The following is a 14,464-nucleotide window of genomic DNA, read 5'->3' as shown; positions in this document are numbered from 1 at the left end:
TTGTTAAGGTGTCAACCGTGGCAAAAGGAATCACCCGGGAGCAGATCGTGACGGCGGCGCTAGAACTGCTCGACGAGCAGGGCATGGACGCCCTCACCGTCCGCGCACTCGCCGCCCGGCTCGACGTGAAGGCCCCCGCCCTGTACTGGCACGTCCGCAACAAACAGGAACTCCTCGACGAGATGGCCACATTCGTCATGCGCCGCGTCACCGATGCCCTCGCGGCGATCCCGCGCGGCGCCGACTGGCGTGCCGACGTGTCCGCCTACGCCCGCGTGCTGAGGTCGGAGTATCTGAGGCACCGGGACGGGGCGCGCATCTTCAGCGGCACGCGTTTCGCCGACCCCGACGTGGTGAAGGCGAAGGAATCGTGGCTCGAGCGCTTGACCGCGGCCGGGTTCTCACTGCCCGAGGCCGACGACACCCTCGACCTGCTCACGGCCTTCGTGGTCGGCTTCGTCATCGAAGAGCAGGAGCGCAGCCCGTCCACGAGCGCTGACCCCGCTCGATACTCGCTTGCCGAACGTGATGCGTGGCTCGGCGAGGGGGCTGAACTGGTCAAGGCCGCCGGACATCTCCGCGACGACGGCGACCCGAGGTTCGAACGGCAACTCGGCGTTGTTCTCGACGGGCTCGCGACCCGGTTGCACTGACGACCGGGCGTTCCCCCCTCGTCCACATCGTGCTGGTCGCCTGCCCGCTGGGGATCCGCCAACCGGTGCAGGCCCAGGACGCGAGACACCCGCCACCATCGACGCGATCGCACCACTGCACCCGAACGCAGCGAGCCACGCCAAAACCGCACAGCAGGCGCTCGGAGCACTGCGGCCCTAGCTGGTCGAGCGCAGGGCCTTCCCGAGCTTCACCCTGCGCTCGTCGTCCGCCGAACGCCGGACAGGCCAGAGTGTTTCGGCGATTTCCGTACCCGCCTGGGTCCGGTAGGCGTCGACCAGGATGGCTGGGTCACCGCCCGCTTCGGTGAGGATGGCGGCCGCTTCACTGCCGTCGGCGAACACGAGGTCGAAGCGATCACCGGGCAGTTCGAGTTCCAGACCTGGGAACAGGTGGGTGTAGGCGACGACCACGGATGCTGCGTCGGTCACGGTGTTCCTTCCGATCGGAGGCGATCTCACCCTACGACGCGAAGTGCTCCAGCGACCCGCACCGAGTCTCCGGTGTCGGGGGTGCCGGTCACCGATCAGGACTGTCGGATGACCGGTGGGAGTTCGTAGGAACCGTCGAGGACACCGGGGTCGGGTTCGTACACGCGCAACAGCGGGCGGAAGGGGCCGACGGGGGTGGGGAGCCAGTTGGCACGTTCTGTCGGGTCGGTCGGCTGGTCGTGCTGGAGGGTGATGGTGAGGGAGCCGTCGGCGCCGGTGACCAGGCCGGTGGTGCGGTCGCCGATGGAGTAGCGGTCGATGGGGTTGTCGACGAGGTAGAAGTTCTTGGCGTCGTACATCGTGATCGACCAGAAGGCACCGCAGGGTGGTGGAGTGGCGAAGGTCAGCTGGTACCGCTGTGATCCGTCCAGTGCGGCGCTGACGCTGTCGACGTAGACCATCGCGTAGGCGGCCTCGTAGCCGTGATTGCCCCACAGTCCCCCGCGGGCCGCCGCGGTGCGTTGCGTGTAGCGGGCGGAGGTATCGGGCACTTTCCATTCCGGATCGTCGAGGGCGCCGACTTCGAAGAAGTCCAGGTTGTAGTCGAAGAGGTGGTAGGTCAGGTTCCAGCCGTTCTGCACCGGCGCGTTGACGTGCTTCAGCTCCGACTCGAGGTTCTTCCTGCCCTCGGCCAGACCTTCGACCAGCGCCGCGGCGAGGTCGGGATCGCAAGCGCGGTAAGGGGATTCATTCGCCAGCAATCCGAGCGGGGCGAACCGCCGCTGGTACCGCTCGTCGCGTTCGGCGGGTGGGAACGCGGCCATCGCGACGCGCAGCTGTTCGAAGAACAGCAGGTCGTCGGGCACGCCGGTGGCCGGTGCCGGCAGCCCCTTTCCGGTACCGGTGGGGGTGAGCAGCAGGCCGGTTTGCAGTGCCTTCACCGTGGGCAGGTCGGATTCGCCGTCGACCGCCCAGCGGCCGACGATCGAGACGACCGCGGTCGGGCAGTGGATCACGGTGACGTCCCCGGGCGCGTCACCGGTCCATCCGGGCGGCACGAGCAGGAACGATCCGGCCCCGGTTCCGGTGGCACGGTGGCCGACGTAGGCGAAGTTGTTCGTCCAGGCGTCCACGAATTGCATGACGTAGTAGCGGCCGTCGGCTTCGGGCACGTCGAACCGCACCGGGCCGCCACTGGTGTCGACCATCGCGTTCGAGTACACGGTGTCGTTGTTGACGGACACGAATTTCGTATCCGGCCCGGCCAGGGATGCCGCATTGGCGAACTGGTTGAACGGGGCGGCAGCGGTCGCCCCCAAACCGTTCCGCACCGCTTCGGCGACCTTGTCCAGGTCGGCCAGGATCGGATACCCGTAGACGAAGGCATCCGCGGCCAGTGCTGCCAGATCCGGTTTCGACGCTGCGGTAGTCATCGGGCAATCGTCACGCCCGGCCGGTCGCGATACATCACCCGTTCCGGGTGAGATCGGGAACCGTCAGCCGATGCCGTTCACGGCGGGCAGCGCTTCGGCGACCCGCACCGCCTCGGCCAGCTCGTCGGCGGTGCGCCGGAGCTGGTCGGTGGTGTGTTCGGAGGTGAGGAAGAAGCGCAACCGTTCGCTGCCGACCGGGACGGCGGGGGCGGTGATCGCACCGGTGTAGATGCCCTGTTGAAGCAGCCGGGCCGAGACGAAACCGGCACGGAATTCCTGTGGCACCATGACCGGGAAGATCGGGGTGCCCTCGGAAACCCCAAGGTCGAGGCCACGTTCGACGAGCAAGCTCCGGAAGAACTCGGTATTGGACCACAGGCGGGTCAGGCGTTGGGGTTCCATGTCGAGGATGTCGAGGGCGGCCAGGGCGGCACCGATCGTCGACGGGGCGGGGCCACCGCTCAGCATCGCCACGCCGGGTGCGGCGACCTTCATCGCACCGATCAGGTCGGCGTCGCCTGCGACGAATCCACCGCAGCTGCCGAGCGCCTTGGACAGGGTGCCCATCCAGATGTCGACGGCATCACCGGGCAAGCCGAAATGTTCGCGAACGCCTCGGCCGTTCGCGCCGAACACACCGAGCGAATGCGCCTCGTCGACCATTACCGCGCAATCGAATTCCCTCGCCACAGCGGCGATTTCGGGCAGCTTCCCGATGGTTCCGTCCATGCTGTAGTGACCTTCGAGCACCACCAACGCACGGTCGAAATTGGCGCGCGCCATCCGCAGCACCGACCGCAGCGACTCGGGGTCGTTGTGCCGGAAGGTGAGTTGACGCGCACCCGACCACTGAACGCCCGACACCACACTGCGGTGGATCAGCGAATCACAGATGGCGACATCGCCGTCACGCAACAGAAAGCCGATCACCCCGGCATTGGTGAGGTATCCGCTGGTGGTCACCAAGGCGTCGGCGACGTCGTACATCCCGGCCAGACGCTGCTCGAGTTCGGCGTAGAGCGGGATCTCCCCGGCGACGATGCGCGAGGCCGAGGCGGAGGCGCCGTAGGTGTCGAGCGCGTCCTTGGCCGCCTGCACCACCTTCGGATGATTGCTCAGCCCGAGGTAGTTGTAGGCGCCGAAGTTCACCAGTTCGCGCCCCTGCCAACGGATCACGGTGTCGTTGGCGCTCTCACGCAGCAGGAAGACCGGGTTCGGCATGTCGAATCGGTCGTACAGCTCGGCGATCGTGGCGCGTTTCTTCGCCATCGCCGCCACCTCGGGGTGGTCGGCGAACTGGCGACCAGGACCGCGCCGAGGCCGTCGCGTGACGGGCGGGGGTGTGGACGGCGCCCGCGACACCCCCTCGCCGACCGTGTCGTTGAGCAGCTTCCTGGCCAGTTCCCGCGCCGACTCGCTCATGCCCGTACCCCGACGATCGCCTCCGCCACCCGCGCTCCCGCCTGTTCGAGGCTGAACGAACGGCCCATCTGCAAGGTCAGCAGCTCGACACCGAGCGACTTCGATACCAGCGCACCGAATTCCACCGCCATCAGCGAATCCAGGCCGAGTTCGGGAACCGGAACGCTCAGGTCGATCGAATCCGCCGCGACACCCATCACCTGCGCCAGCTGTTCGGCCAGCATGTACGCCACCACCTCCCCGCGTTTGTCCTCGTCGAGTTCGGCGAGCTGGAGCCGCAGTTGGCTGGCCGCCGAATCATCTTGCGCCGCAGCAGCGATCATCGTTTCGAGACGACCGGTCTCGGCGAAGAACGGCGCGGTGGCGTCGACCTTGGCCCAATCGATCGGAATGATCGCCGCCTGCGTAATACCCAGGCGCAGCGCTTGTTCCAGATACTGCGCGCCCTCGTCCATGTCGAGCGGATCGAAGCCGGTGGTGCGCAGATACCGGGTGATGTGCTCGTCGGCGGCGGCCATACCGCCGCCGGACATGTGACCCCAGCCCACCGCGAGCGCCGTGCCGCCTGTACGGACAACCGATTCGGCCATCGCCTGCAGCGCGGAATTCGCTGCGGTGTAAGCGAATTGACCGACGGCACCGAACATGGTCGAGCCGGAGGAGTACAGCACGAAGTGGTCGAGTCGCACGCCTGCCGCCTCGAGACCCGCCGCCAGGGCGCGCACGCCGTCCACCTTCGGCCGATACACCGCCGCCAGACTGTCGATGTCCATCACCGTGGCGCGTTTGTCGTCGATCACGCCCGCCGTGTGGAACACACCGCGCAGCGGATGGTCGGCCGTGTGCGCTCGGTCGATCACCGCGGCGACGGCCTCGGCATCGGTGATGTCGACCAGCTCGCTGACCACCGTGATGCCCTGCTGCGCCCACGCCGCGAGCTGTGCGACTGCCGCCCCCGTGGTGGGGCCGCTACGGCCGAGCAGCGTCAGGTGACGGGCGCCGTTGCCGACCAACCACCGTCCGGTGGCCAGGCCGAAGGCCCCGAAACCGCCGGTGATCAGGTAGTTCGCGTCCGCTTCGATACGCACTTGTGGCAGGGCGGGGCGGACGAGGGGCTCGGCTTCGGTGAGATCGAGCGCGACGCGTCCGGTTCCGGTGGACCGGGCCACCGCCTCGAAGGCCTCGCCGACCTCGGCGGTGCCGTAGCTGGTGAACGGCAGCGCCCGGTAGGTGCCGTCGTCGAGCCGGGCGTTGATTCCGCGCACCAGGTCGAGCACGCGGTCGCGCCGGACGCGGGCCATCCGGTCCAGGTCGAAGGAGTAGTAGGCGATGTTCTTGTCGAAGGCGGCCAGTTCCAGCACGCCACCGGCGTAGATGTCGGCCTTGCCGATTTCGACGATGCGGCCGAATTCGGCGACCATCGTGAAGTTCTGGCGTTGCAACTCACCGGGTGCGGTACTGAGGATCACGTCGACGCCACGGCCGTCGGTGAGCGCGAGCACCTCGTCCACGAGCGTGAGCGAGCGTGAACCGAGGACGTGATCGGCGCCTTCGGCCGACACGAGCGCACGTCGTTGCTCGGTGCTCGCGGTGCCGATCACCACGGCACCGTGCTGCTTGGCGATCTGCACCGCGGCGGTGCCGACACCACCGGCGGCGCCGTGGATCAGCACGGTCTCCCCCGGCTGGATCCTGGCCAGCTCGAGCAGGGAGTGTTCGGCGGTGGCGAAGGCCGTTCCGCTCGTGCAGCGACCGGGATCGGTGCCGGGGCGCACGCGGGCGAGCAGGGCGGCGTCGGTGGTGTGGAACCGGGCGATCATGCCCTTCGAGGTCACGGTCACCTCGTCGCCGACGGCCACCTCGGTGACTCCGGCACCGACCCGGACGACGGTCGCGGCTCCTTCCATACCGGGCACCGTGCCGAAATAGGTGGGTGCCAGCTCCCGCTCCCCGAGCACGCCGATCGCCTTCAGCGCGTCCTTGTAGTTCAGGCCGACCGCGCGCATGCGCAGTTCGACCTCACCGGGTCCGGGTGCACGGCGTTCGCACCGCCGCCAGGCCAGCCGGGCGAAGGTGCGCGAGCGGGGCAGCTCGAGTTCGAAGTTCGCCTCCGGATCGGTGAGCGGCTCCGCCGTGTCGAGCGTTTCGAGGCGCTGCGGCATGGTCCGGTCCACGACGGTGACCCAGCGCAGTCCGTCACGCAGGATCACCTCGTCACTGCGGTCGTAGGTGAAGGCACCCGGCACGGCGAGTTCGGCGGCCAGTTCGGTTCCGGTGACCCGAGCGTCGATATCGACGAGCCGCCACCGCAGCCGGGACTGTTCGTTGAGCAGCACACGGCGGGCGCCCGCGATCGCGGCCTGGGTGAGCGAGGGTGGCGTCGGGTCGGCCGGGTGCGCGTAGGCGTTGGCGGTGACGACCGTCGCGTGCAGTGACCCGTCGCCGGTCATCGGCAGGTCGACGGCGAGTTCGTTCGCGCGGATGTCGAGGAAGCTCTCGAGGGTGGCCGCGACCCGGCGAAGGGTCCACAGGGTGGGTATATCGCCGTCGGCCGAGGTGCCGGGAACCACGCACACATGCACGCGCTCGACCGCTTCGAGAGCGAAGAGGTCGCGGAGGCGGGCGGTGAGGTTCGCTTCCAGCTCGGTGTCGTCGAGCCGGACGGCGGCCGAACCGGCGGCACCGGTGCACACGGCCTGGTGCACCCGTCCGACGCGGTCTTCGACGCCCTCGCCGTAGCCGAGGACCAGCGTGAACAGTCCGTCGTTGCCGGGCAGCGCGGTCGTGTCGACCGGTTCGCGCAGCTCCCAGCGTTCTTCGTAGAAGAAGTCGCTCATCCGCTGCAGTGGTCCCGCACCCGGCGTGAGCGAGGCGAAGCGCACGCCCCGCAACTGCAGGCAGACGGCGTTGTCGGCACCGAGCAGGTCGATGTCGGCGGCGTCACCGGACATCCGGGTGACCACCGTGATCTCGGCGGGCAATGCGGCCAGTCGGCGCACCGAGCGGACGCCGACGGGAACCATCGCCCCTTCGGCGGCACGCCCGGCGAGCAATGCCGCGACCGTTTGCAAGGCGGCATCGACCACGGCTGGGTGGGCGAGATGGCGCGCATCGCGGTCGATTTCACCGTTCACCCGCGCGACAACGGTGTCCGTGTCGAGCCGGATCGCGGTCACCCGCTGGAACGCCGGACCGTACTCGAGCCCGGCCGCGACGAGACCGGTGTAGAAGTCGGCGGGTTCGACCGGTGTCATCGCGGAGAGGTCGGGCACGTCGGCGCCGACCGGCGCGTAGGAGCCCTCGACGAGCCGTCCGGTCGCGTGCACGGTCCACACCGAACCGGCGGCGCCGCGGGAACGGATGGTGAAGCGTCGGGTCGAAACCTCCAGGTGGAGTTCGACGATCGGTGCGTCACCACCGTCGACGACGAGCGGCGCGACGAACCGCACGTCCTCCAGCCCCACCTGCTCGGACTCGGCCCGCACGGCCGCGGCGCTGAGCGCGGCGTCGAGGTAGCCCGAGCCCGGCATGATCGCGGTGCCACCGACGACATGGTCGGTGAGCCAGGGCAGCGCGGCGGTCGACAGGTTGAGCCGCCAGGTGCTCGCGTCGTCGGGGCGCCGGTCGCCGAGCAGGGGGTGCGCGTCCGGGGTGCCGTGCCGTTGCGTTCGCAGCTCGGGCAGTTCCGAGCGCAGCACCGTGCGCTGCCAGGGGTAGCGCGGCAGGTCGATATGCGGTGTCGGGCGGACTGTTTCGGTGAACAGGGCGTCGATGTCGAGAGCGCCCGCGGCGTAGAGGTCGGCGAGCACTTGGCGCATGCTGTGCGTGTCGTCCTGTTTGCGGTGCAGGGTGGCGATGGTCGTGCCCGTCTCGCCCGCACCGATGAGGATCTCGCGGATATTGGCGCCGAGCACCGGGTGGGGACCGACTTCCAGGAACACCCGGTGCCCCGCCTTCACGAGCGCCGTGGCCGCCGCCGCGAAACGCACCGGCTGGCGCACGTTGGCGCACCAGTAGTCGGCGTCCCAGTCTGCGCCGGTGACCAGTTCGCCGGTGACGGTGGAGTACAGCGGGAGGCGTGGTTCGGCGACGGTGATGTCGGCGAGCGCAGCACGCAGTTCGTCGAGGATCGGGTCCATCAGGGCACTGTGATACGGCACTTCGACCTGAAGACGACGCGCGAAAATGCCTCGCTCCGTGAGCGTTTCGGCAAGGGCGTCCAGCCGGTCGACCGCACCGGCGAGGGTGACCGCCGACGGACTGTTGATCGCCGCGATATCGACCGCGTCCTCACCTGCCACGAGCGCACCGGCCTCGTCCGGCCCGAGCCCGACCGCGAGCATGCCGCCGGTGCCCGCCGTGGTCGCCTGCAACCGCGAACGGTGGTAGCTGACGAGAACGGCGTCGCCCAGCGACAACATGCCGGTCAGGTACGCGGCTGCCACCTCGCCGACACTGTGCCCGACGACGGCCGCGGGCTCGATCCCCCGCTCCCGCAGCGTCGCGAACAGCGCGACCTGCACCAGGAAATTGGCCGGTTGCGCGACAGCGGTCGAGGTCACCCTCGATTCTTCCTCGGGCCGCAACAGCTCCTCGATGATCGACCAGCCGGCCACCGCCTGGAACTCCGCGTCCACCCGCTTCGCTTCGACAGCGAAAGTGCCCTCTGCCGTGAGCAGCTCACGTGCCATGCCCCACCACTGCGGGCCCATGCCGGTGCAGACGAACACCGGTTCACCGGCGCGTTTGGCGACGGTCTTGGCGACCCGGCCCGATCCGGTCGCCAGCTCGATCAGCCCCTGCACCAGCTCGGTGTCGTCACCGAAAGCGACGCCCGTGCGCACCGGATGATGCTGGCGCCGCCGCCACGCCGCCTCGGCCAGCCGCTGCGGATCGGCACCGTCGGCGATGCGTTCGGCGAACCCGCGCGCCAGCTCCCGTACCGCATCCTCGGAGCGCCCCGAAAGCGGCAGCACGCCGAAATGCACGGGTGGCCGGACCGTTTCGGTGCTCGGCCGGTACTCCTGCAGGATCGCGTGCGCGTTCGTCCCGCCGTAACCGAACCCGTTGACCGCCACGGCCATACGCTCGACGTCGGGTCCGACCGGCTCGGCCTCGGTGAGTACCCGAATGCCCCACTCGTCGAAGGGGATATCGGGGTTCGGCGTGTCCAGCCAGCCCTGCGGCGGGATCGTGCGATGCCGAATCGCCAACGCCGACTTGATGACGCTCGCGACACCCGAGGCGGCCTCGGTGTGCCCGAGCGTGGCCTTCAACGACCCGACGCCGAGTTGCCCCGGTCGTCCGGCAGGTGCGCCATAGGCGCGGCCGATGGCCCGCAGTTCGATCGGATCGCCCACGGGGGTGCCGGTACCGTGCGCCTCGACGTAGGTGACATCCCGAACATCGATACCGGAGCGCCGGATCACCTCGCGCGCAAGGCTTTCCTGGGATTCCGCATTGGGGACGGTGATCGCGGTGGTCCGCCCGTCCTGGTTCGCGCCGGTGGCCTTGACCACGGCGTAGACCCGGTCACCGTCGCGCTCGGCGTCGGCCAGCTTCTTCAGGACCACCACCCCGGCGCCCTCGCCCCGGCCGTAACCGTCGGCCGCGGCGTCGAACGGCTTGCTCCGCCCGTCGGCGGCGAGGAAGCCGCCCTTGCACATCGTGACGAATGTTTCCGGCTGCACCATCACGTTCACGCCACCGGCGATCGCGACCTCGCAGTCACCGTCGGCGATAGCCCGGCACGCCAGGTGCAGGGCGACCAGCGACGACGAACAGGCCGTATCCACCGTCACGGCGGGACCTTTCAGGTCGAGCGCGTACGCGAGCCGGTTCGACAGCATCGTGTACGACACACCGACGGCGGTGTGCAGGTCGACATGCGGCAGCGCGGCACCCGCGGAAACCACCATCTGATCGAGGGTGAAGGCACCCACGTACACCCCGAGCGAGGACCCCGCGGCCCGTCCGGCCACGCCCGCGTCGTCGAGCGCCTCCCAGGCCACCTCGAGGATCAACCGCTGCTGCGGGTCCATGCTGGTGGCCTCGCGTGGGGAGATGCCGAAGAACTCCGGGTCGAAGGCCCACGGGTCGCCCGTCATGAAGGCACCGCGTTTGGTGTACATGCGGCCGGGGGCGCGCCGGTCCTCGTCGTAGTAGCGCCGCCAGTCCCAGCGCTCCTCGGGAATCTCGCGAACGCCGTCGCGCTTGTGGATCACGAAGTCCCAGAACGATTCCGGTGAGTCGATGCCGCCCGCATAGCGGCAGCCGATGCCGACGATGGCGATGTCAGTCATGTGCATTCCTCGAGGTCAGAGCGGCCGCGGGCGGCGAATCATGATGTTGAGTTCCGGGCCGGACGCACCGAGCCGGACGGATCCGGTGCGCTCGTTGCCCAGCGCCTCGTAGTAGCCGACGTTGGCGTCTTTGCAGATGCCGCAGATCGACGCACCTTGCCGGTCGGCCTTGTCGGTGAACGAGGCGTACAGCGCCCGGCCCACACCGCTGCGCTGCAGGCTCGGGTCGGCGCCGAGGTAGACGTGGAAGAAGTGCGGTTCGGGCGGAGCGGCGCGATCCATGGCCGCGTCGACCTCGATACCGCGACGCACCGAGGACCCCATCGCCACGAGAAGCTCGGGGCCCGCGATGATTTCGCGCAGGCCACCCGGACGATAGCCCTGCGGGTACCACAGCAGGACCCCGACAACCCGCCCGTCGAGCGCCGCCACCTCGGCCCCGCCTGCGGGCAAAAAGCGGTGCCGGATCATGGCGCGCAACATGCGCGGGGCCCGTCGATACCGGACGGTCTCGTCTGGAAAGACGTACTCGTCGATCGGATCGTCCTGTGCGAAAGCGGCGGCGAGCACTTCAACCATGGAGTCGATGTCGGCCCTGGTGGCCGGGCGGACGATCGGACTCTTTCCTGAACTCAACGCTGTTGTACCTCAATGGATCCACTGTGCCGGATCACGGAACTCGTTCGGGCAGACTGTGTTTCGTTAGGCTATCTCAGCACATCTGCTCAGCATAGAATTCGGAACGACTTGTCGGTTTTCGCGACGTCGCTACGCGTCAAGGGGCATTGACATGACGGCCGCCCTGCGCGGATTCTCGACGAAATCCTTTACGGTCGTGTCGAGAAGGTGAGCGCCGACCCCGACCGGCGCACCCGTTTCGCTTCGACCTTCCTCGCGGTAGAGCTCGCGAGCATCACCACCGTGCTCGAAGAGGACTCCGCGCGCCTGGTCGGCTGAGGCCTCAGCGCTGGCGCCAGCTCAGGGGGCCGGGGAGGTCGACGGCGTTCTTCCTGGTGCGCGAGTTCCAGGACCAGGGGCCGATTTTGATGCCCCAGGACGACAGGCCCGACTGGGTGAAATTGAACTTCAGGGGGCCGAAGGATTTGCGCTGGCGGAATCGGATGGGCATTGCTGGCCTTTCGGTTCGGCGCGTCGATCCGAATCGAGCTCGGCGGCAGCCGATTCCAATGCATCGACGCTACCGGCCATGATAGTTCGAATATGGCGGGTGATGTGGTCGAGCGGCCAGTCCCACCAGGCACAAGCCAGCAGGCGCTCGACTCCGGCTGCGGGATAACGGGTTCGGATCAGTCGGGCTGGGTTGCCACCGACGATCCCGTAGTCGGGCACATCGGCGGTGACCACGGCGCCGGTGCCGATGATCGCCCCGTTGCCGACGCGGACGCCGGGCATCAAGGTCGCGCCGTTGCCGATCCACACATCGTTGCCGATCACCGTGTCGCCACGGCTCGGCAGGTCCATGACCAGGTCGATGTGGTCGGCCCAGGAACCGCCGAGGACCGGGAACGGGTAGGTCGACGGGCCGTCCATGCGGTGGTTGGCGCCGTTCATGATGAACCGGGCACCGGTGGCGATGGCACAGAACTTGCCGATGACCAGCTTCTCCGGACCGTAGCTGTAGAGGACGTTGCGGGTTTCGAAGGCGGTCGGGTCGTCGGGATCGTCGTAGTAGGTGAAGTCGCCGACCTCGATCCACGGCGAGGTCACGTGCGGTTTCAGCAGCATCACCCGGGTGCGGTCGGGAATGGGGTGGGGTTTGGTCGGGTCGGGTGCGGGCACGGGGGCTCCTTCGGGATTCAGACGGTGGCGGTGGCGCCGAGGGCGAGGTGGGCGCCGCGCCAGCGTGAACGCAGACGGCGGTCGTGGCTGACGACCAGCAGTGCACCGCGATAGGTGCTCAGGGCGGTTTCCAGGTCTTCGACCAGGGCCGGCGAGAGGTGATTGGTCGGTTCGTCGAGGAGCAGGGCGTCGACGGGCTCGGTGACGAGGCGGGCGAGGGCCAGGCGTTGGCGTTGGCCGGTGGACAGGTCGGCCACGCGGGTATCCAGCCGCGCGCGATCGAACAGGCCGAGGGCGAGTAGTTGCTCGGTGTGCTCATCGGCGTCGCCCGCGCGACCGCGCGCGAAGGCAGCGGCGAGGGTTTGCGACGGGTCGGGGAACGAAGGCTCCTGGGCCAGGTAGCCGATGCGTCCGCGCCGGGTCACGGCGCCACCGTCAGGTGTGACTTCACCGGTGAGAACCCTGAGCAGCGTGGACTTTCCGACGCCGTTGGGGCCGGTGATCAGCGCCCGCTCCCCAGCCGCGATCGACAGGCTCGTACGGTGCAGCCGACCCTCGACGGCCACGTCGACCGCTTCGAGCACCGGCCCCTGTACCCGCCGCGCCCGCAGCACCGGGGTGAACCGCAGCGGCTGCGGCGGTGCGGGTACCGGGTCGGCCAGCAACCGCCGCAAACGTTCCTCCGCATTGCGGACACGGCTGGCCAACGACTGCTGCACGCGACCCCCGGCCCGGTCGTAGGCCATCTTGTTGTTGTCCTTCATCGCCCGGCCCGGTGCCACCGCGCGTGCGGTGGTCGCGGCGGTCTCGCGCAGGCGGGCGATATCGGCCTGCCACTGTTCGTGGGCCTGCTCCCAGCGTTGCCTGGCCGCCGCTTTCTCGGTGAGGTAGCCCGCGTAACCGTTGCCGTAGCGGACAACTCGTCTGCGGTCGGCGTCGACCTCGAGCAGGTCGGTGGCGACGCGTTCGAGGAACCGCCGGTCGTGCGACACCGCGACGACGGTGCCGCGACGGGTGCGCAGGTGGTCTTCGAGCCAGGTCATGGCGGTGTCGTCGAGGTGGTTGGTCGGCTCGTCGAGCAGCAGCACCTCGGTGCCCGCCGCCAGCACCGAGGCCAACCGCAATCGGACCTGTTCGCCACCGGACAGGTCGCCGACGCGGCGATCGCGGGCGACGAGCCCGAGACCGAGACCGTGCAGGGCCCGTTCCACCTCGACTTCGGCGTCGTAACCGCCACGCAGCTCGAAAAGCGTTGTCAGCTGCGCATATTCGGCCATCCCGTCACCGTCGGCCATCGTGGCTTCCAGCGTTCGCAGGCGGGCCTCGATGGCACGCAGGTCGGCCAGGGCGCGGTCGATGATCTGCTGCACGGTGAGGTGCGGTGAAAGTTCCTCGTCCTGGGCGAGGTAGCCGATGCCACCGTCGGCCCGGACCGTCACCTCGCCGGAATCGGGCAGTTCGCGACCGGCCAGCAGGCGCAGCAGGGTGGACTTGCCCGAACCGTTCTCGCCGATGATCCCGGTGCGCTCGCCCGTGGCGAACGCACACGTCACCTCATCGAGGACCGGGCGCCCAAGGAAGGATTTGCTGACCGCACGAGCGGTGAGTTGGGTTGGCATACAAGCACTCCGAAGCATTCGAGGACGCGGACCGAGCGGACCGCAGGACGTGATGAACGCTTCGAAGGAGCATCGGCAACCTCACTAGTGCGACAACAATTGCATTAGCATGGTGCCACAGGATTTCCCCGCGAGCAAGAAGAAGATTCATGAGCGAACCGAAACCGCGCCCGGGTGGCCGCACCGCCCGCAACCGGGAGCAGGTACTGGCCGCTGTCAGCGCCGAGCTGGCCGAGAACGGCTACGACGCGTTGACCATCGACTCGGTCGCCGAGCGCGCCGGTGTGCATCGGACCACCGTGTACCGGCGGTGGCGCAATGTGGGCGGGCTGCTCGCCGATGTCATCGCGGCGGCGGGTGATCTGGACTGGCAGCCGCGCGATACCGGTTCGCTCGCCGGGGATCTGACCGCGCTGAACGAGGAGATCCAGGAGTCGTTGCTCGCGGAACCGTCGATCGCGTCGGCGCTGATCGCGGTGTCGTTCCGGTCGATGGAGGCCGCACAGGGGCTCGCGCGGATGTGGGAGGACCGTTACGCGCAGTGTGAGATCGTCGTGGAGCGGGCCGCGGAACGGGGCGAGATCCCCGCCGACACCGATGCCCGCGCCCTGCTCATCGCCGCGACGGCCCCGATCTACCACTGTCTGATGCTGCTGCGCACCAGCCCTGATCCGGGATTGCCCGCGCGGGCGGCGAACAGCACCGCCGTAGCCGCCCGCGCGGGCGCGTTCAGCGGAAATCACCCGACGACAGGCAAGGAAGGTTCCGGTGACCGGTAGCCGGAC

9 protein-coding genes and 1 pseudogene are annotated in these 14,464 nt (G+C 68.7%); 2 read left to right on the top strand and 8 right to left on the bottom strand.

The window, feature by feature from the left end:
• Positions 1–17 precede the first annotated feature (17 nt).
• Positions 18–653, top strand: coding sequence for a TetR/AcrR family transcriptional regulator C-terminal domain-containing protein (locus ACWEVR_RS00485; protein WP_452465246.1), 636 nt, complete (start codon positions 18–20; stop codon positions 651–653).
• 177 nt (positions 654–830) lie between these two features.
• Here the strand turns inward: ACWEVR_RS00485 and ACWEVR_RS00480 are convergent, their stop codons facing one another.
• The 8 genes and pseudogenes from ACWEVR_RS00480 to abc-f all read right to left on the bottom strand — a co-directional run bounded on the left by ACWEVR_RS00480 (position 831) and on the right by abc-f (position 13,679).
• The gene (locus tag ACWEVR_RS00480) at positions 831–1,103 is read right to left on the bottom strand and encodes a hypothetical protein (protein ID WP_452465245.1); all 273 of its coding nucleotides are present in this window, start codon (positions 1,101–1,103) and stop codon (positions 831–833) included.
• A gap of 95 nt (positions 1,104–1,198) precedes the next feature.
• Positions 1,199–2,536 (bottom strand): DUF1254 domain-containing protein, encoded by a 1,338-nt coding sequence (locus ACWEVR_RS00475; protein ID WP_452465244.1) that lies wholly within the window; start codon positions 2,534–2,536, stop codon positions 1,199–1,201.
• A gap of 63 nt (positions 2,537–2,599) precedes the next feature.
• Positions 2,600–3,958, bottom strand: coding sequence for an aminotransferase class I/II-fold pyridoxal phosphate-dependent enzyme (locus ACWEVR_RS00470; RefSeq protein WP_452465243.1), 1,359 nt, complete (start codon positions 3,956–3,958; stop codon positions 2,600–2,602).
• Positions 3,955–10,260, bottom strand: coding sequence for a type I polyketide synthase (locus tag ACWEVR_RS00465; protein WP_452465242.1), 6,306 nt, complete (start codon positions 10,258–10,260; stop codon positions 3,955–3,957). The genes ACWEVR_RS00470 and ACWEVR_RS00465 overlap by 4 nt, the downstream gene beginning before the upstream one ends.
• A gap of 15 nt (positions 10,261–10,275) precedes the next feature.
• Entirely contained in the window at positions 10,276–10,896 is a 621-nt protein-coding gene (locus tag ACWEVR_RS00460) for an N-acetyltransferase family protein (RefSeq protein WP_452465241.1), read from the bottom strand.
• A gap of 325 nt (positions 10,897–11,221) precedes the next feature.
• Entirely contained in the window at positions 11,222–11,389 is a 168-nt protein-coding gene (locus ACWEVR_RS00455) for a DUF4236 domain-containing protein (RefSeq protein ID WP_084457272.1), read from the bottom strand.
• Positions 11,390–11,421: 32 nt separating this feature from the next.
• Positions 11,422–12,060: pseudogene (locus ACWEVR_RS00450) on the bottom strand (CatB-related O-acetyltransferase); the annotation flags it as partial.
• A gap of 17 nt (positions 12,061–12,077) precedes the next feature.
• Positions 12,078–13,679, bottom strand: a complete 1,602-nt coding sequence (gene abc-f / locus ACWEVR_RS00445; RefSeq protein WP_452465240.1) for a ribosomal protection-like ABC-F family protein — start codon at positions 13,677–13,679, stop codon at positions 12,078–12,080.
• A 149-nt stretch (positions 13,680–13,828) separates the two neighbouring features.
• On the opposite strand from abc-f, the gene ACWEVR_RS00440 reads away from it, so the two are divergent.
• Positions 13,829–14,458, top strand: a complete 630-nt coding sequence (locus tag ACWEVR_RS00440) for a TetR/AcrR family transcriptional regulator (protein ID WP_452465239.1) — start codon at positions 13,829–13,831, stop codon at positions 14,456–14,458.
• The last annotated feature ends 6 nt before the right edge of the window (positions 14,459–14,464 follow it).

The sequence above is a fragment of the Nocardia sp. NPDC003979 genome, assembly GCF_053605015.1.
The sequence above is the reverse complement of the archived record's forward strand: the minus strand, read 5'-3'. Positions and strand labels throughout refer to the sequence as shown.